Below are 18,599 nucleotides of genomic sequence, written 5' to 3'. Positions count from 1 at the left end.
CACTGAGGTGGTGATAGGTTCTTGTCGTTGACATGGCAACATCAGGACCTGGGGGTATTGCGCTTGGAAGTTGAGCCTAATCCGTGCTGGAAGTTCGTGCTAATCAGGTCACATCAAGCCTGCCGGACAATCTCCTCTAGAAAACCCACAAAACTGTCGGCAAACGGCTCATACGATCCGTCAGACCAATCCCGCCTGACAATGGGATACTCTCCGCCAACCAGCCCCTTGCTGGTATCGAAATAGAATGATTCATCCGTATCCGGCAGATGAATTGAGATATACCCGACCGGCAGCTCGCCATCACGGGAATCCAACCTGAAATTGTAGATCAGATCACTATCGGAAATGTCACGCACATCCCGAGGCGCAAGGGTCAGAACAGGATAAGCGCCGACCCTCAGATTCCCATACTTGAGCAACCACTCCTTGTACGAATCAGGCAATGGAATCCCCAGCTCAGCTTCGGCCTCCCGGATAAGGCCAGGTTCAACCTGCCGCCCAGGAAATACCTTGACTCGCGGGTGCTGCGCCACCAGCGCCTCCAGATTATCAAACATGAACACACCTCATTGTCGGCAGCCAGCAAGTATTGATTGCGCTCTCGCCTTCCAATATGACTCCCTGAAGCTGTCGAATTGACTTGCCAGCAGGGACGCGCTTCCATCGTTATTTCTTCTAAAACTCGGATATCGAGGCAAGGTCTGCCTCTTGTTGTTTGGATTCCTCGGGAAAGGAATATGGAGAATCGATGTGTACTTCGAATGGATGGATGCCTTCACCTCGGCCAAGGAACCTCTCCGCCCATTCATCCCGGGCGCCTCGGTCATCGTCAGATGGTGCAACTGAACTGGCCGCCCATCTTTTCCGATCGGCGCCAAGCCCTCCGACATCCGGTCAAGATTCGTACCCCGCCTGAACTCACCCGTCTCTGCATCTTCCCACGACACCTTTCTATGAGGATTGAATGCATCATCATTCTGATAAACGGTTCTACCATCACTCGCCGTAGTCTTCCGGTACTTCAGACCCAACGGGTCGCAGTACGCAATTGCGTTTAGAGAATATTCGTATATGCACTCTCCTGCATCGAGACCGAGCGGATCCGGAGATATGAAGCTTCCGACCAACGGATCAAAGTATCGGTTTCTATTGTAATAGAGACCTGTCTCAATGTCCCGATACTGCCCTTGCAGACGTATAAAGAACTCCATCCCGCCCTGGGTGCTGTTCTCATCAGCCCCCCATGACCCGTATCTGACCGCCCACTCATGTACTCCTGACGCATCCAGCGCTCTAACTACCGCACCATTCGGATCCACCCCAAATAGGCCCGCCCGAGCAGTACTGCATGCGGACTGATCCGCCAGCGACGCGGAGTTGGCCGGTGCTTTTCTGGTCGGGAAGGTCAAACTGGGGCTTTTCCTGCTCTCTGCCGAACGAGTGAGCTGCGCGGATGCCGGAGCAGTAGTCGATTCAAGCTTGTCGGTACACGCAGATCCCCTGAGTCCCAAGGAAGATGCACCCAACTGGCCAAGTCCACCGCCAAACGAGCGAGACGTTGTCCTTTGCTCTACCTCACACCCGATTGCACCTGGCGGATCAACAGGGGCGACAAACGATGCGGCCTCGTGCACAGGATCGGGGGCTCCTGATACCTCCGAAATTGGAGCAGATATCCTCTCTAGATCGAGAGGTCTGACCCAGGCCAACGGCACAAACGTCCCGGGGTAGTACACATACTCCCGCACCCGCTCATGCAGCTTTTCCAACCGCCGCTGCCGCCGCCTCATCTCCACCAGGCTGGCCGCATTACCGACCCACACTGGCGCCGCCTCTTCGGCGTCGTTGGCCTGCTGCACCTCACCCAGCAACGCATCGCCATCCCAGAAGAACCACGTTGTCTGCGTCGGGTTGCGCTTGAAAACCCGCCGTCCCAGCGGGTCATAGCCGTAGTACGTTGATTGCCCGTTGCGGCGGCTCTCCGCCAACCGATGGTTGGCATCCCAGATCAGCGTCAGGTCATCCGGCGCATCGCCCTGCGGTGCGCCCTTGCGCACCAGATCACCCGCCCGGTCGAACACGTAGTGCACGCCCTGATAGATGCCTTCGCGCGTCCAGGTGGCCAGGTCGTCATCGTCGCCGCCTACTACCTTGCGCGCCTGTACCTGCTTCACTTCAGTACGCAGCCGGTCGCCGGCCGGGTCGTTGAAGTAGCGCTCGACCCTTCCCTTTGGATCGATGTGCTGCAGCAGGCGCCCGATAGCGTCGTAGCGGTACTCGTCCACGCCTTGCGTGCTGTCGCTGCGGCGGGTCAGGTTGCCACTGCGGTCATAGTCGTAGCGAGTCTCGAACAGCGGCGCAGCGTCCTTCAGTACCGACTGCGAGGTCAGCAGGTTACGGCTGTCGTAGGTGAACTCGCGCTGTAAGTGCGGGCTCAGCTGCTCGCGCGTGGTGCGGCCCAGCGCGTCGCGCTCCATCGAGATCGGCGATTCGTCGTTGATGGCCACCGATACGGTCTGGTCGCGCAGGTCGTAGCCGAACGCCACCCGATTGCCGGCAGCGGTCTGGCGCAGCACGCGGTTGCCCACTTCATCATAGGCGTAGCCCACCCAGAACCCGTCCTGCAGTTCCTCCAGCAATTGCCCCAGCGGGTCGTACCGGCGCTTCACCGTACGCGCCGCATTGCGCAGCTCGACAATCTGTCCCTGCACGTCGTAGACGAAGTGTTCCTGTACCTGCTGACCAGGATGGCGCACATCGGACAGCGTCTTGCGGGTGATGCGCCCAAGCTTGTCGGTGGTAAACGCGATGCGCTGGCCCAGTGGATCCAGGGTCGTCGTCAGCCGCCCGGCAGCATCGTAGCTGTAACGCCGTGATTGCCCCCAGTAGTCCACTTCCTCGACGATGCGGCCCAGCGCATCGCGCACCAACTGATAGGTTTCGCCGCGCTGGTTGATGACCGCGACCAGCTGCTCTTCGGTATCGTAGCGGTACTCCACACTGTGGCCATCGGCCTGAAGGCGCTTGCCGATCTGTCCGATGCCCACGTACTGCAGCCGCGTCTGCGCGCCGGCCTCATCGGTATAGCACAGCAGTTGGTCTTCAGCATCATATTCGCAGCGCACACCCGCGCCATCGGGGCCAGCGGTGGCCAGCAGCCGCCCCTTGGCGTCGTACTCGTAGCGACTGGCCTGCCCCAACGGATCCACCTGGCGCAGCAGGTTGCCGAGCGGATCATGCTCGAAGCGGCTCTCATGGCCGAGCGCATCAATGACGGCAGCCACCAGCCCATGACGGTCATAGCGCAGGTGTGTCACCGCCTGGCGGGCATTGGTCTGCGACTGCAACTGGCCCTGCGCATCGTAGTCGAATCGGGTTGTCGCTCCCAATGGATCGGTCTGGCTGACCAGCAGGCCTTGGCCATCGTATGCCTGCTGCCAGTCGACGCCATCCGGCGTGCGCAGCGACACCATATGGTCGTCCGGGTCATACTCCATCTGGATCGACGTGCCATCGGCGCGGGTCAGGCAGACCAGGTTGCCATGCGCATCATAGGCAAACGCCGTGCGCAGCCCTTCCGGGTCGGTCACCGCCACGGTCCGCCCGAAATCGTCGTACTCGAACAGCGTCACGCCATCGAGCGGATCGATCTCGCACAGCGGCAGCTGGTTCTCGTCGAACTTGACCACGCTCAGATGGCCGAGCGAGTCGGTCACCCGGGTCTCGCGCAGTAGCGCGTCGTACTCGAAGTGGTAGTCGTACAGGCCACCGTCGCCCCACGAATGCACCACCCTGCCCTGCACGTCGAACGCGTAATGGAATGACAGGCCAACGCGGTCGGTGTGCCGCACCAAGCGGTGCTGCTCGTAAGCGAAGGTGCGCGGCGCTCCAAGCGCGTCCACCGCCGCCAGCAGATCGCCGTCGGCGCTGTAGCGATAGCTCACCAGCGGATGCACCAGGCCGGTGGCCGGGTCATGCAGCGCCATGCGATCGATGTGACCGTGGCGCGCCTCCACTTCGATGAAACGGCCCTGCAGGTCGCCGATACCGCTTTCGACGATGCGCACCAGGTGGCCATCGCGACGCTCGAACCGCCAGTGGTTGCCGTGCGCGTCCTCGATGCGTTCGATCGGCCAGGATTGTGGATTCAGCAGTGCGCTCACGCCTGCCGGCAGTTCGCCGCCAAACACGTACTTCAGGCCGCTCTTGAAGCGCACCAGCCACCGCCCGCGCCGACGCAGCAGGCGCGCGCCATCAACGAAATCGAGGATGGCCCCGGCCTCGCCTTCAGCGGGCGGCAACTCAGGGAAGAACGCAGCCTGGTCCGGGCCGGACAACCACACGCTGCCGTCGTCCAGCAGTTCCAGGCGGATGTCGGCCGGCGTCTGCCAGCCCGCGCCGCACAGGCCGGGTTCGCCCGCGCGGCGCGAGCCGTAGCTGCGCTGCCAGGCAAAGGAAAGCCGCCCCGGAATGTCGAAGTCCTGGTGGCTGACCACCACGCTGCCATCGCGGATATCCACCGGCTCGGCACGCAGCACCTTGCATTTCAGGAAGCTGGAGGGCAGATGGCCCCACTTGCCGCGCCGCCAGTTGGCGAACGCATCCATCTTCTTGCGGAAGAAAGCACTCTTGCGCAACTTGCCCAGCCCGGCGAATGCGGCGCGGAACGCCAGCGCGGTCCATGACACCGTCGGCGGACCGCCGACGGTGACGCTGGTGGGAATGGCCACGTTCAAGCCGGTCGGCAGCGACATCGCGCGCAGCGGCTTCTTCGGCTTCTTCATCCGGAACGGGTTGATCATCCCGGCAAGGTTGCAGTCCAGCACCGGCATCGCCAGCCGCGAGAACGGTTCGCCGTCGGCAGACACGGTACGGCTACCCATGAAGATTTCTTCGCCGTCGAACTGCGGCCCCATCGGCGCCGCCAGCGGCGGCCCCCACACGCCCAGCGGAATGTGGATGTCGAGGCCGCCGGTACCGGCGGTGCCGCGGTGCACGCCATTGACCTTGATGGTCGAGCCGATGAACGGGATGTAGTCGAACGGATCCAGCACCAGGCCGATGTGCGGCGTCGGCAGCGGGCACGGCGGCACCGCGTACATGTGGATGTCGATGCCCAGCTGCGGATCGAAATGCTTGGCGGCGATGCTCACGGCAACACTCCCTGTTGCTTTACAAGGCGCGGAACAACGCGCGCAGGAACGCCTTTACTTCGTCACGGTACTCGGCGCTGATCCAGGTCACGACGATGATGCCCAGCACGATGGCTACCAGCATCACCACGGTCTTGTTCGACTTCATGCAACAGCCACTCCTGTAACGGCAGGCCCGGCAGGCGCCGCCACGGACGCCTGCAGCAGGCCACTGGGATCGGGCAACGGCTGCATCGCCGGCGGCTCGCTCCACACCGGTATCTCGTGATCGAGCGGGTGTTCGATGGCCGGCAGGCCGTTCCAGCCCGGGTCGAGGAAGTCGCGGCCCACGGCCACGATCTTGCGGAAGAATTCGTCGCCGCCCTGGATCAGCCGCTCGCGCTCCTGTTGGGCGCGGTGGAAGCCACGTTCCAGCGCGGCATCCAGCTCCGCGTCGATGGCATCCAGTGCCGGCCGCACCGGCCGCGGGCCCAGCGCACGCCCCTGCGCGTCGGCCTTTTCCAGCAGGCCGGTGCTGGCCTGCAGGTAATCGGCGGCCACCTGCTGCAGCGATTCGCAGCGGCGCGCATCCTGCAGTTGCAGCAGGTCCCACAGTGCCTGTGGCAACGTAGTGGCCTTGCGGTCGGCCGGCGCCAGCGGCTTGGCGATGCGGATCGCCTCCAGCAGCTGGGTTCGCGCAGCCTCGCGCTGGCCGGCCTGCAACTGGCACCAGCCGGCCATGCGCTGGCCTTCCAGCGCGAACATCGGGTGCGGAATGCTCGCTGCCGACGTCGAGGCCTGCAGGTAGGTCTGTGCGGCGCGCTCCGGCTGCTTGGCCGCCAGCCAGCAGCCTGCCTCGCCAAACCAGCTCTGCATCACCAGTTCCGGTGCAGCCGGGTTGCCGCTCATGCGCGCGTCCTCGGCCGCGCTGCGCGCCTGCCGGTAGCTGTTGATGGCCTGCCCGTGGTCGCCATGCTTCAACCACGCGCCGGCCACCATCATCTGCACCACCGATTGCTGGTCCTGCCAGCCCTGCCGCTGCGCCAGCCCCTGCGCGCGCTCGGCGCGGGCGACCACCTGCGAGGGGCTGCCGCGTTCGAGCAGCAGCATCAGGTCGGCCAGCAGCTGCCGGTACAGCACTTCCGGGCCGCGGCCGCCAGACTGTGCGGCGGTATCGCGGGCGATGCCGAACATGTCGACCGGCGCACTGACCACGCGCGCGATCCTGCCGTGCCGTTCCAGCAGCGACTGCCAGCGCGGATCCTCCTCGGTATCCACCAGCACCAGGCGCAGGCGCGGGCCAGGGCCGGCGGCCAGCGCGGCGTCCACCCAACGCTCGAAGCCCTCGCCAGGCACGCAACGCTCCGGCTCCAGCACCGCCGCCAGCAAGCGCAGGTGTTCACCATGATGCTCGATGAAGCTCTCCAGCACCTCGACCACACCCTGGGCGCTGTCCGGATGGCCTTCATGCGGGCCGCGCCAGCCCAGCGGCACCTGCTGCGCGCGCAGATCTTCCTGGCTGGCCAGATAGCGGTCCAGCAGGTCCTGCTTGAGCTGGCGGCTGTAGCGGAAGCCCAGTTCGTAGGCAGTATCGATGCGCAGGAAGTAGTCCGGCGTATCGCGTCCGGCATCGTTGCGCTGCATTTCGAAGAACGCCGCCAGCAACCGGCTGGCGGCGGCTGGCAAGCGCCAGACCAGCAGGCGCCGGCTGTTGTCGGCGCTGGCCTCCAGCCAGGCATCGCGCAATGCGTTCAGGCCGCGCAGCATGGGGGTGTCCTGCATCGTGCTTCTCCCTTGCGGCTCAGCAGTTGAGCTTGATCTCGCTGCCGTTGACCGATACACCACCGGCGTCGATCACCACTTCCGAACCACCGGCGGTGATCTTGATCGCGCTGTCGGTGATCTCGATGACCGAACCGCCGACCTTGCTGGTGAGCTTGACCGCCGACTCCAGGCTCATTGCCCCGTCCGAGCCCTGGCTGTGGGTGCCGCTGGCATCCTGGCTGAAGTTGCCGGTGACATCGATGACGCGCTCGCCGACGTTGCTGTCGTCGACCTTGCCCTGCACCTTGCGCTTGTCCTGCCCGGTGATCGTCACTTCACGCGCGGCCTGCAGGGTCTCGGTGACCAGCCCACCGACGGTGCGGCTGGAGGTGGAGGTGACGGTCTCGGTCCAGGTGCCGGTGCGCTGGCTGGTGTAGTTGCCGGTCAGCGTGGTCTTGAAATCACCGGTGATGGTTTCGGTATAGCCGGCGGCGGCAATCGTCTTGGTTTCGCCGGACTCGTACTTCTCGGTGACCGCACCGGTGACATTCGTGGTGCGGGTGCCGGTGACGCCGAGCGTATCGGTGCCGGTGACAGTGATGCCACGGTTGCCGCCGACACTGATGTCCTGGTTGGCGCCGACGCCCATCGTGTGGTTGACCGCCACCGTAGTCGACTTGTTGTTCTGGATGCTGGCGTTCTGGTCGTTGAGCACGGTGGTGACCATGTCACGCTGCGCGCGCATGTTCAGCAGCTCGCCACCGGCACCATCGTGCATGGTGATCTCGTTCCAGCCCGCGCCCTTCACCGTCTTCGACTTCAGGCCGCTGACCTCCATGCCGAACGGCGGCATGTTGTCTTCGTTGTAGACGCGGCCGGTGATGATCGGACGGTCCGGATCACCGTCGAGGAAGTCGACGATCACTTCCTGGCCCACGCGCGGCGGTGACACGCCGCCCATGTCGGCGCCGGCCCAGGGGCTGGCACTGCGGATCCAGCACGAGGCGTTCTCGCGGCGGTCCAGCTGCCGATCCCAATGGAACTGGACCTTGACCCGCCCGTAACGGTCGGCATGCAGCTCTTCACCCGGCGGCCCCACCACGGTCGCGGTCTGCGGCCCGGGCATGCGCGGCCACGGCGTGCGCCGCAACGGCCGGTACGGAATGCGCCGGCGCAGCACTTCGGCCTGCACCTCCACGCTGGGCGCTTCGGCGCTGCCGAAATCGCTGGCGAAATTATTATGGCCTTCGCGCTGCACGCTGACCACGAAGAAGCTGCGATCAGTGTCATCGCGGCCGATGAAGTCTGGATGCCGTTCCAGGTCAAAGCAGCCGCCGGCCTCCATCTCGCCGGCATTGCCCGCGCACTCGAACAGCTTGGTCGGCCAGGTCACTTCCTCGTTGCGCACCGCGGCCAGCGCCGTACCGATGCGGCTGTTCATGAAGCGCGCGGCACCGTCGTAGCGGTACTGCTCCAACGGCGGCAGCAGGCCCAGCGGCACCTGGTTGCCCTGGTTGCCATCCAGCCGTTCGCCCGGCTGCTTGAAGTCGAAGCTGCGCAGCGTCTGCACGCTCGGCCCGACCCGGCGCCGCGCCCCCCAGCGATGCAGGCCCGTGCTGGCCAGGGTGCCCTGGTCGGAAACAAACGCGATCGGCTGCGGCTCGCCATGGGCAGTGCTCAGCGTCGAATCGTCGCTGATCACCATCTCATGGCCTTCTTCGTCGTGGACGAAGCTGTAGTACAGGCCGGCATCTTCCAGCAGGCGGCTGACGAAGGCGAAGTCCGATTCGTTGTACTGCACGCAATACGGCAGCGGCGCCAGCTTGCCGGCATTGAGGTCGTAGCGGAACCTGGCCAGCTGCGCATAGCCCTCGAAGACTCCCTCGATGATCTGCAGCACGTTCCGGTCCTGGAAGATGCGGCAGTTGCAGGTGTAGTCGAGGAAGGCGAACCACGGCGCCAGCTCGGCACGATAGGCGCTGAACTGCGCCTGCTGCCCGCTGCTGGCGAACTCGCGCACGAAACCATGCACGCTGCGGTTGCCGAACTCATCGCCGAGCTGCAGCCGCAGCGGTTGCCCGACCAGCTGTTTCAGCTCCAGTCGCGGCTGGATCGAGAGCAGATCGATGCGGTACGCAAACGGCGCGGACACCGATTCGGCGCCGTCGAAGCGCTTGACCAGGAACGTGTCCGGATCCAAAGCGGTTTCGACGCGGATCAGGCGTCGGTCCTGGTGCAGGCGCTGCAGCGTGGCGCCGGGAAGCAGTGATTCGGCGTACATCGGGCGTTCCGTCGTCCCATGTTGGTCGTGGCCCGACTTTGCCATTGACCTGTGCCATGTGCCAGCTTTTTGACGCAATCAGCGCTGGATAAGGAGATGAATTCATTAAGGATTTTCACGACAGCGCGAATCACGTCACAAATACGGCGAGCACAGCGCAGCCATTCAGGCTGGCGCCGGCGGTCCTGGCTGGGCACTCTGAGGCCCCGCCCATGTGAATGGATGCCCATGCGTCAGTTCCTGCCCATCGCCCTGCTGGCCTTGGTCACCCCGCCCGCTGCGAACGCCGGGGCACCCTCCAGCCGGCTGTACTTCCAGCACCACGACTGGGTGGTGGCCTGTGACAACACCCGCACCTGCCGCGCCGCCGGCTACGCCGCCGACGAGCAGAGCACGCTCAGCGTGCTGCTGACCCGCAAGGGCGGCGCCCACCAGGCCATGCAGGGCCGTCTTTCGCTGCAGCCGGATGAAGGCCAGGCCCGCCCCGCCGGCGCGCTGCGCCTGCATGTCCGGCAGCAGGACCTGGGTGTGCTGGTACCGGACCAGGGCGAAGGCACCTATACCCTGAGTGCCGCGCAGACCGCCGCACTGTTGTCCGCACTGGCGCGCGACGGTGGAATCAGCGTGAGCGATGCCACCGGTCAACGTTGGGCGTTGTCGGACAAGGGCGCTGCCGCAGTCCTGCTGAAGATCGACGAGTACCAGGGCCGCCTCGGCACGCCCGGTGCCGTGATGCGCAAGGGCAGCACGCCCGAAGCCAGCGTTCCGGCCGCGCTGCCGGTGCCCGTCGTGCACAGCGCACCGACTGCCGATTCGATTCCGGATGACCCGGCCTTCGCGCAACTGGCGGCCTCGCCCGCGCTGCGCGCCGCGCTGCGTGCCACGCTGAAGGACAACAGCTGCGAGGGCCTGCTGGAGGCCGATGCCGATATCCCGCTGAGCAACTCGGCACTGGAGATACGTCGCCTGGACGCGCAGCACGTGCTGGTCAACGTGCCCTGCTGGCGCGCGGCCTACAACACCGGCGACGGCTACTGGGTGGCCCGCCCGAAGGCCCCGTTCCAACCGCAGTGGGTGACCAGTGATGCGATCGACTATGACGATGGGCAGATCATCGCCGCGCAGAAGGGCCGCGGACTGGGCGACTGCATCTCGCAGAGCACCTGGACCTGGACTGGCACTGCCTTCGTCGCGACCTCCGAAATCGCAGCAGGCCTGTGCCGCGGCGTGCCCGGTGGCACCTGGGAACTGCCGACGCTGGTGACCGAGGTCCGCTGACCTCACAGAAAAAGGGGACGGAGGGGATTAAGTCGCAATTGGCAAACAAGGCACAAGCGACTTAATCCCCTCCGTCCCCTTTTTTCAGCCGGGCAGGCAGTGCTCGACGATCAGCTGGATCGCGCTGCCACCACGGTAGTCATCGCAGGCCAGGCGATAGGCGAGATGCACATGGCGGCCCGGCGCATTGCCGTGCCAGCCGCCGAAGTGGATGGCGTTGATCGTGCCGGGCACGCCCGGCAGGCGCAGTTCCAGCTTCAGGTGGCGCTCCTTCAGCACGCGCCAGTTGGCCACTTCGAAATGGCCGTCGAACAGCGGTTCCGGGAAGCCCTGACCCCACGGCCCGGCCAGGCGCAGCGCGTCGGCATGACGATGGTCGAGCTCGTCCGCCGCCAGTTCGCCGTCGCTCAATACCTGCTGCTGCAGGGCCGCCGGGTCGAGCATTTCCAGCACCACGGCGATGAAGGCGGCCTTGAAGTCGTCAATGTGATCCAGGCGCAGGCTGAGGCCGGCGGCCATCGCATGCCCACCGAAACGTTCGATCAGGCCGGGATGGCGCGCGTCGACCAGCGCCAGTGCGTCACGGATGTGCAGGCCGGGAATTGACCGCGCCGAGCCACGCAGCGTGTCGGCCCCCGGCTCGGCCGGGGCGAAGGCGATCACCGGGCGATGCAGGCGGTCCTTCATCTTCGACGCGACCAGGCCCACCACGCCCGGGTGCCAGTCGGCATCGAACAGGCAGGCCGCCACCGGCCGCTGTCCATCCATGTCCAGCACCACGCGGGTCAACGCCTGCTCGGCGTCGTCGGTCATCGACTGCTGCACCGCGCGCCGTTCCGAATTGATCTGCTCAAGTGTCTGCGCGATGTCGCGTGCCTGCCGTGGGTCCTCGGTCAGCAGCAGCGCGATGCCCAGCGCCATGTCTTCCAGCCGGCCCGCAGCGTTCAGGCGCGGCCCAAGTGCGAAGCCGATGTCGGTGGCGGTCAGCCGTGCGGCATCGCGGCCACTGGCTTCGATCAGGGCGCGCAGGCCGACACAGCCCCGCCCGGCACGCAGCCGGCGCAGGCCCGCACTGACCAACGCACGATTGTTCGGGTCCAGCGCCACCAGGTCGGCGACGGTGCCCACCGCCACCAGGTCCAGCAGCGTGGTCAGATCCGGCCCCTTGCCATCGGCGAAGACACCGGCCTCGCGCATCTGCCGGCGCAACGCCATCAGCACGTAGAAGATCACGCCGACACCGGCCAGCGATTTGCTGGGGAAGGTATCGCCATCTAGGTTCGGATCGACGATCACGTCGGCCGGCGGCAACTGCGGGCCCGGCAGATGATGGTCGGTGACCAGCACCTGCCAGCCACGCGCCTTGGCCGCGGTCACGCCCGCGTGGCAGGCAATGCCGTGGTCGACCGTAACCAGCAGGTCCGGCTGCAGCGCGGCCAGTTCGTCCACCAGCGACGGCGACAGGCCATAGCCGTGCACCATGCGGTTCGGCACCGCGTGGAAGACATGCTGCGCGCCGAGCATGCGCAGGCCGCGCACGCCCACCGCGCAGGCGGTAGCGCCATCACAATCGAAATCGCCGACCACCAGGATGCGCTTGTCATTGGCGATGGCCTCGACCAGCAGGCCCACCGCTGCATCGATGCCGGTCAGCAGTTCGGGCGCATGCAGATTGCCCAGCTTCGGCAGCGCCAGCTCCGGGGTACCGGCATCGCGACTGGCGTAGAGCCGCGCCAGCAGCGGCAGTGTGCCGTCCGGCCAGTTGCCGGGTGCGACCGCATCGCGACGGCGGATCGTCACCGTATCAGTGGATGGCTGCACAGCATCGGCGGCAAGGGACATCGGCATCGCCGGTTACGAAAGACAGAGGGATGATACCGCGCGTGGGAGAGGCTGGCGGGATTGCGCCCGGCAGCTGCGGTAGTGCCGGCCGCTGGCCGGCAACCCCGGCGAACATCTAGGATCAGAGCCGTTTTCCGGTGGAAAACGGATCCGACCCCGCTCTGCCGAGGCCCCGCTCAGTCGTGCAGCTGCCGCGACTTCTTCCAGAACTGCCAGCGCTGGCCACGGTCCAACTGGAACTGCAGGCCATCCTCGAAGTCCAGCACCAGTCGCTGCAGCTCGCCTCGCTTCAGCGCGGCCAGCAGCGGCCGGATCGCATCATTGCCCAACTGCTGCGATGAACGCAGTTGGCGCAGGTCGACCAACGCATCCACCGCCTGCTCGCCATCCACCGCCACGCCAGCCGCCAGCGCCAGGCCCTGCAGCAGGGCATCGCGGCTGCGCACCTGCGCGTGCGCCGTGCTGACCGATACCGGCATCACGCCACCGCCCCAGAACCACAGCGAATTGATCGGCTGTTGCCCTTGGGCCACGCGCTGCTGGTTCCAGGAATGGTTGTGCAGCAGCACCTGCGCCTCGGTCATCAACGCCCGCCAACGGCGGCCGCCCTCGCCTTCCGGCAGGTGCGAGAACAGGTCATCGCCCAGCACTTCGTCCGGGCTGTCGAACTCGGGCAGCGCCAGGTCGATCGGAAGCCGCAGGTACCAGCGCGAAGGATCGGGTGCGTCGAGCACGAACCCGGCATCAGCAAACAACGGCTGCAACACCGGCAGCAAGGCCAGGCAATCGGCCAGGGTCGGCCGCAGCGTTTCGCCGTAGGCCATCATCCGCGCACCGTGCATGTCCGGCACCATGCAGGCCGGATCGGCGCGCAGCCAGCGGGCGCCGGCCGCATCACCCACGTCACGCTGGCGGGTCAACGCAGCCACCGGCCACTGCGGCGCAGCCACGCTGAAATGCCGTTGCAGCTGGGCGCGTTCACCGGCATCCAGCTGCAAAGCGGTGGCGCGACCCAGGGCGCGCGCCACGTCATCCGGCAATGCAGCCGCCGCAAGGCGGCTGCGCGCCGGCAACAGCAGGGTCGCCGTTGCCACCTCGTCAGTCCACGTAGCTGACGCTGACGATCTCGTACTCGCGCTGGCCGGCCGGGGCGTCGATCACGATCGAATCGCCTTCCAGCTTGCCGATCATCGCGCGCGCCACCGGCGAGGAAATGGCGATCAGGCCCAGCTTGATGTCCGCTTCCAGGTCGCCGACGATCTGGTACTTCTTCTCTTCGTCGGTTTCCACGTCGGCCAGGGTCACGCTGGCACCGAACACCACCTTGGAGCCGGCATTGAGCTTGCTCACGTCGATGATCTCGGCGTGCGACAGCTCGCCTTCCAGCTGCTTGATGCGGCCTTCGATGAAGCCCTGTTCCTCGCGCGCGGCGTGGTACTCGGCGTTCTCCTTCAGGTCGCCGTGCTCACGCGCTTCGGCGATCGCGGCGATCACCTTCGGGCGCTTGACCGACTTCAGGTGATCCAGTTCGTCGCGCAGCTTCTGCGCGCCCTTCATGGTGATGGGGGCTCTCATGCATTCAACTCCTTGTGCAGCTCCTGCAGCGACCAGACGGGGCCGGTGCCGCGGAATTCCAGTGAATCCACCAGCGCCTTGGCGCCGGCAATGGTGGTCGAGTAGGTGACGCGGTGCTGCAGCGCCTCGCGACGGATCGAGAACGAGTCATTGATCGCCGAACGGCCTTCGGTCGTGTTGACGATGTACACGATCTCGCCGTTCTTGATCGAATCGACGATGTGCGGGCGACCTTCGACCACCTTGTTGATGATCTCGCAGTCCATGCCGTGCTGCTGCAGCCATGCGGCGGTGCCACGGGTGGCCACCAGGCTGTAGCCACGCGCCAGCAGGGCCTTGGCCACCGGCAGCACGCGCTTCTTGTCGGGATCGCGGACCGAAACGAAGGCCTTGCCGACCGGCGGCGCCTTGATGCCACCGGCTTCCTGCGCACGCGCGAAGGCGGCGTTGAAGGTGCGGCCCACGCCCATCACCTCACCGGTGGAGCGCATTTCCGGCCCGAGGATCGGGTCAACGCCCTGGAACTTGGCGAACGGGAAGATCGCTTCCTTCACCGAGTAGTAGTCCGGCACGATTTCCTTGGTCGCGCCCTGCTCGGCCAGGGTCGTGCCAGCCATGCAGCGCGCGGCGATCTTGGCCAGCGGCATGCCGGTGGCCTTGGACACGAACGGCACGGTGCGCGAGGCACGCGGGTTCACTTCCAGCAGGTAGATGGTGTCATCGCCCTCTTCGCTGGTCTGGATCGCGAACTGGGTGTTCATCAGGCCGACCACGTTCAGGGCCTTGGCCAGCTCCACCACCTGGCGGCGCAGTTCGGCCTGGGTCTTGGCCGACAGCGAGTACGGCGGCAGCGAGCAGGACGAGTCACCCGAGTGCACGCCGGCTTCTTCGATGTGCTCCATCACGCCACCGATCAGGACGTTGCCCTCCTTGTCGGCGATGATGTCCACGTCGCACTCGACGGCGTTGTCGAGGAAGCGGTCCAGCAGCACCGGCGAATCGTTGGACACCTTCACCGCGTCACGCACGTAGCGGGCCAGGTCGGATTCGCCGTAGACGATTTCCATCGCGCGGCCACCCAGCACGTAGCTCGGGCGCACCACCAGCGGGTAGCCGATCTCGCGGGCCAGCAGCAGCGCTTCCTGGTCGTTGCGGGCGATGCGGTTCGGCGGCTGCTTCAGGCCCAGCGTGTCGACCAGCTGCTGGAAGCGCTCGCGGTCTTCGGCCAGGTCGATGGAGTCCGGGCTGGTGCCGATCACCGGCACGCCGTTGGCTTCCAGCGCACGTGCCAGCTTCAGCGGGGTCTGGCCGCCGTACTGCACGATCACGCCCTTGGGCTGTTCCAGCTCGACGATTTCCAGCACGTCTTCCAGGGTCAGCGGTTCGAAGTACAGGCGGTCGGAGGTGTCGTAGTCGGTCGACACGGTTTCCGGGTTGCAGTTGACCATGATGGTTTCATAACCATCCTCGCGCAGCGCCAGTGCCGCGTGCACGCAGCAGTAGTCGAACTCGATGCCCTGGCCGATGCGGTTCGGGCCACCGCCCAGGATCATGATCTTGTCGCGGTTGGTCGGCGCGGCCTCGCACTCGTCCTCGTAGGTCGAGTACAGGTAGGCGGTACCGGTGGAGAACTCACCGGCACAGGAGTCCACGCGCTTGTAGACCGGGCGCACCTTGTGCGCACGGCGCAGCGCGCGGATGGCCGCTTCGTTGGTACCGGTCAGCTGGGCCAGGCGGGCGTCGGAGAAACCGGCGCGCTTGAGCTTGCGCAGGCGCGCCGCGTCGAGCGCATCGATGCCACCGGCAGTCACTTCAGCTTCGGCCGCGATGATTTCCTCGATCTGGTCCAGGAACCAGTGGTCGATGAACGACAGCGCGTAGATCTCTTCCACGCTCATGCCGGCGCGGAATGCATCGGCGACGAAGAACAGGCGCTCCGGGCCCGGCGCCTTCAGCTCGCGGCGCAGGGTCTGCAGGTCTTCTTCGTTGGCCAGGTCCAGGCCGGTCGGGTCGAAGCCGACCTTGCCGGTTTCCAGGCCACGCAGGGCCTTCTGCACCGACTCCTGGAAGGTGCGGCCCATCGCCATCACCTCACCCACCGACTTCATCTGGGTGGTCAGGCGGGCATCGGCAGCCGGGAACTTCTCGAAGGCGAAACGCGGAATCTTGGTGACCACGTAGTCGATCGACGGCTCGAACGAGGCCGGGGTCAGGCCGCCGGTGATCTCGTTCTTCAGTTCGTCCAGGGTGTAGCCCACGGCCAGCTTGGCCGCGACCTTGGCGATCGGGAAGCCGGTGGCCTTAGAGGCCAGCGCCGAGGAACGCGACACGCGCGGGTTCATCTCGATGACGACCACGCGGCCGGTCTTCGGGTTGATGCCGAACTGCACGTTCGAACCACCGGTATCGACGCCGATCTTGCGCAGCACGGCGATGGAGGCATCGCGCAGGCGCTGGTATTCCTTGTCGGTCAGGGTCTGCGCCGGGGCCACGGTGATCGAGTCACCGGTGTGCACGCCCATCGGGTCCAGGTTCTCGATCGAGCAGACGATGATGCAGTTGTCCGCGGTATCGCGGACCACTTCCATCTCGAATTCCTTCCAGCCCAGCACCGACTCTTCGACCAGCACTTCGGTGGTCGGCGACAGCTCCAGGCCACGGCTGACGATCTCGACCAGCTCTTCGCGGTTGTAGGCGATGCCGCCGCCGCTGCCGCCCAGGGTGAAGCTGGGGCGGATGATGGTCGGGTAACCGACGCGGGTCTGGATCTCCAGCGCTTCGTCCAGGGTGTGGGCGACGGCAGCGGTCGGGCATTCCAGGCCGATCTCACCCATGGCCACGCGGAACAGCTCGCGGTCTTCGGCCATGCGGATCGCTTCGCGCTTGGCGCCGATCAGTTCGACGTTGTACTTCTCCAGCACGCCGTGGTCGGCCAGGTCCAGCGCGCAGTTCAGCGCGGTCTGGCCACCCATGGTCGGCAGCAGCGCGTCAGGCTTTTCCTTGGCGATGATCTTCTCGACCGTCTGCCAGTTGATCGGCTCGATGTAGACGGCATCGGCCATCTCCGGGTCGGTCATGATCGTGGCCGGGTTGCTGTTGACCAGCACCACGCGGTAACCCTCGTCGCGCAGGGCCTTGCAGGCCTGGGCGCCGGAATAGTCGAACTCGCAGGCCTGGCCGATGACGATCGGGCCAGCACCAATGATGAGGATGGTCTTGAGGTCAGTGCGCTTGGGCATTTTCTTCTCTAAGTCAGTACAGCGTGACAAGGGGGGTGATCGCACGCTGTCGATCAGGAATCTTGATCCGCAGCGCCGCGCCAGCGGCAGCAGCGATGCGGGGGCTTACGGTCCATCGCGACGCCACCGGCAAGCCGGCGACGTACTGATCACGCCTTGCTCTGTTCCATCAGGGCCACGAAACGGTCGAACAGCGGGCCGACATCGGTCGGGCCGGGCGACGCTTCCGGGTGGCCCTGGAACGAGAACGCCGGCACGTCGGTGCGGGCGATGCCCTGGTTGGTGCCGTCGAACAGCGAACGGTGGGTCACGCGCAGGGTCGCCGGCAGGGTCGATTCATCAACCGCGAAGCCGTGGTTCTGCGAGGTGATCATCACCCGGCCGTTGTCCAGGTCCTGTACCGGGTGGTTGGCACCGTGGTGGCCGTGGCCCATCTTCATGGTCTTGGCGCCCGAGGCCAGGCCCAGCAGCTGGTGGCCCAGGCAGATGCCGAAGGTCGGGATCTTCACGTCGATGAAGGCCTTGATGGCTTCGATGGCGTAGTCGCACGGTTCCGGGTCACCCGGGCCATTGGACAGGAACACGCCGTCCGGCTTCAGCGCCAGCACTTCGGCGGCCGGGGTCTGCGCCGGCACCACGGTCACTTCGCAGCCGCGCTCGGCCAGCATGCGCAGGATGTTGGTCTTCACGCCGAAATCGTAGGCCACGACCTTGAACTTGGCCGGCACGCTGACAAAGGCATTGGCATCCAGGTCCAGCTGGCCCTCGGTCCAGGTGTAGGTCTTCTCGGTAGTGACGACCTTGGCCAGATCCATGCCCTTCAGGCCCGGGAACTTGCGGGCGGCTTCCAGTGCCTTTTCCACGTCGATGTCGCCGGCCATCAGCGCACCGTTCTGCGCGCCCTTCTCGCGCAGGATGCGGGTCAGCTTGCGGGTGTCGATGCCGGCGATGGCGACCACGCCACGCTGGATCAGCCAGTCCTGCAGCGACACCTGGCTGCGCCAGTTGCTGGGGCGGCGCGGCACGTCGCGCACGATCAGGCCGGCCGACCACACCTTGGACGCTTCATTGTCCTGGTCGGTCATGCCGGTGTTGCCGATATGCGGATAGGTCAGCGTGACCATCTGCCGGGCGTAGGACGGGTCGGTCAACACTTCCTGGTAACCGGTCATGGCGGTGTTGAACACCACCTCACCGACGGACAGGCCGGGCGCGCCTACGGATTCGCCCTCGAATACGGTGCCGTCTTCGAGGACGAGGATTGCGGCTTGGGTCACGGAAATCTCACTTTGGCTACCGAGGGGGCTGCCGAAGTCACGCCTGCGCTTCACGGAAATCCGGTTGCAAAAAAGCGCGGACGTACGGTCTGGGACCGGTCCGGCTTTCGTGATTCGGCGAGTGCGAATTGTAGCGCTGCCGGGGCGCTCGCGCCAGCGGTTATCGCTGTTCATGAACAGGCGATTGCGCATTCATTTCAATCCGGCG

Annotated in this window: 11 protein-coding genes; 1 reads left to right on the top strand and 10 read right to left on the bottom strand. The window is 65.5% G+C overall.

Annotated elements, in window-relative coordinates:
• Nucleotides 1-113: 113 nt before the first annotated feature.
• From N7590_RS16705 to tssI, 5 genes are read right to left on the bottom strand one after another with little or no spacing between them, the layout of a single operon-like run.
• The gene (locus N7590_RS16705) at nucleotides 114-560 is read right to left on the bottom strand and encodes an SMI1/KNR4 family protein (RefSeq protein WP_053510365.1); all 447 of its coding nucleotides are present in this window, start codon (nucleotides 558-560) and stop codon (nucleotides 114-116) included.
• Nucleotides 561-569: 9 nt separating this feature from the next.
• Nucleotides 570-5,156 carry an HNH/ENDO VII family nuclease gene (locus N7590_RS16700; RefSeq protein ID WP_164241706.1) on the bottom strand — a complete coding sequence of 1,529 codons (4,587 nt, stop codon included), beginning with the start codon at nucleotides 5,154-5,156 and terminating at the stop codon, nucleotides 570-572.
• Between the two features lie 19 nt (nucleotides 5,157-5,175).
• Entirely contained in the window at nucleotides 5,176-5,304 is a 129-nt protein-coding gene (locus N7590_RS16695) for a hypothetical protein (RefSeq protein WP_006441023.1), read from the bottom strand.
• Nucleotides 5,301-6,917 carry a hypothetical protein gene (locus N7590_RS16690; protein WP_164241707.1) on the bottom strand — a complete coding sequence of 539 codons (1,617 nt, stop codon included), beginning with the start codon at nucleotides 6,915-6,917 and terminating at the stop codon, nucleotides 5,301-5,303. The genes N7590_RS16695 and N7590_RS16690 overlap by 4 nt, the downstream gene beginning before the upstream one ends.
• A 19-nt stretch (nucleotides 6,918-6,936) precedes the next feature.
• Nucleotides 6,937-9,180 (bottom strand): type VI secretion system tip protein TssI/VgrG, encoded by a 2,244-nt coding sequence (gene tssI / locus N7590_RS16685; protein WP_164241708.1) that lies wholly within the window; start codon nucleotides 9,178-9,180, stop codon nucleotides 6,937-6,939.
• Between the two features lie 228 nt (nucleotides 9,181-9,408).
• On the opposite strand from tssI, the gene N7590_RS16680 reads away from it, so the two are divergent.
• Nucleotides 9,409-10,458 (top strand): DUF1176 domain-containing protein, encoded by a 1,050-nt coding sequence (locus tag N7590_RS16680; RefSeq protein WP_279935738.1) that lies wholly within the window; start codon nucleotides 9,409-9,411, stop codon nucleotides 10,456-10,458.
• Between the two features lie 84 nt (nucleotides 10,459-10,542).
• On the opposite strand, the gene recJ is transcribed toward N7590_RS16680, so the two are convergent.
• The 5 genes from recJ to carA all read right to left on the bottom strand — a co-directional run bounded on the left by recJ (nucleotide 10,543) and on the right by carA (nucleotide 18,391).
• The gene (gene recJ / locus N7590_RS16675; RefSeq protein WP_164241710.1) at nucleotides 10,543-12,300 is read right to left on the bottom strand and encodes a single-stranded-DNA-specific exonuclease RecJ; all 1,758 of its coding nucleotides are present in this window, start codon (nucleotides 12,298-12,300) and stop codon (nucleotides 10,543-10,545) included.
• 176 nt (nucleotides 12,301-12,476) lie between these two features.
• Entirely contained in the window at nucleotides 12,477-13,394 is a 918-nt protein-coding gene (locus N7590_RS16670; protein ID WP_164241711.1) for a phosphoglycerate mutase, read from the bottom strand.
• 4 nt (nucleotides 13,395-13,398) lie between these two features.
• The gene (gene greA, locus N7590_RS16665) at nucleotides 13,399-13,863 is read right to left on the bottom strand and encodes a transcription elongation factor GreA (RefSeq protein WP_026347191.1); all 465 of its coding nucleotides are present in this window, start codon (nucleotides 13,861-13,863) and stop codon (nucleotides 13,399-13,401) included.
• A gap of 8 nt (nucleotides 13,864-13,871) precedes the next feature.
• Complete coding sequence (gene carB, locus N7590_RS16660) at nucleotides 13,872-17,114, bottom strand: carbamoyl-phosphate synthase large subunit (RefSeq protein ID WP_053510354.1); 3,243 nt, start codon at nucleotides 17,112-17,114, stop codon at nucleotides 13,872-13,874.
• A gap of 149 nt (nucleotides 17,115-17,263) precedes the next feature.
• Entirely contained in the window at nucleotides 17,264-18,391 is a 1,128-nt protein-coding gene (carA, locus tag N7590_RS16655; protein ID WP_164087005.1) for a glutamine-hydrolyzing carbamoyl-phosphate synthase small subunit, read from the bottom strand.
• Between the last annotated feature and the right edge of the window lie 208 nt (nucleotides 18,392-18,599).

The sequence above is a fragment of the Stenotrophomonas sp. GD04024 genome, assembly GCF_029837545.1.
In the GTDB taxonomy this organism is placed as follows: domain Bacteria; phylum Pseudomonadota; class Gammaproteobacteria; order Xanthomonadales; family Xanthomonadaceae; genus Stenotrophomonas; species Stenotrophomonas forensis.
The sequence above is the reverse complement of the archived record's forward strand: the minus strand, read 5'-3'. Positions and strand labels throughout refer to the sequence as shown.

Excerpts from the sequence above, each read along its gene's own strand:
- N7590_RS16705 (WP_053510365.1), bottom strand. The coding sequence starts at position 560 with ATGTTTGATAATCTGGAGGCGCTGGTGGCGCAGCACCCGCGAGTCAAG.
- N7590_RS16695 (WP_006441023.1), bottom strand. The coding sequence starts at position 5,304 with ATGAAGTCGAACAAGACCGTGGTGATGCTGGTAGCCATCGTGCTGGGC.
- N7590_RS16690 (WP_164241707.1), bottom strand. The coding sequence starts at position 6,917 with ATGCAGGACACCCCCATGCTGCGCGGCCTGAACGCATTGCGCGATGCC.
- tssI (WP_164241708.1), bottom strand. The coding sequence starts at position 9,180 with ATGTACGCCGAATCACTGCTTCCCGGCGCCACGCTGCAGCGCCTGCAC.
- N7590_RS16680 (WP_279935738.1), top strand. The coding sequence starts at position 9,409 with ATGCGTCAGTTCCTGCCCATCGCCCTGCTGGCCTTGGTCACCCCGCCC.
- recJ (WP_164241710.1), bottom strand. The coding sequence starts at position 12,300 with ATGTCCCTTGCCGCCGATGCTGTGCAGCCATCCACTGATACGGTGACG.
- carB (WP_053510354.1), bottom strand. The coding sequence starts at position 17,114 with ATGCCCAAGCGCACTGACCTCAAGACCATCCTCATCATTGGTGCTGGC.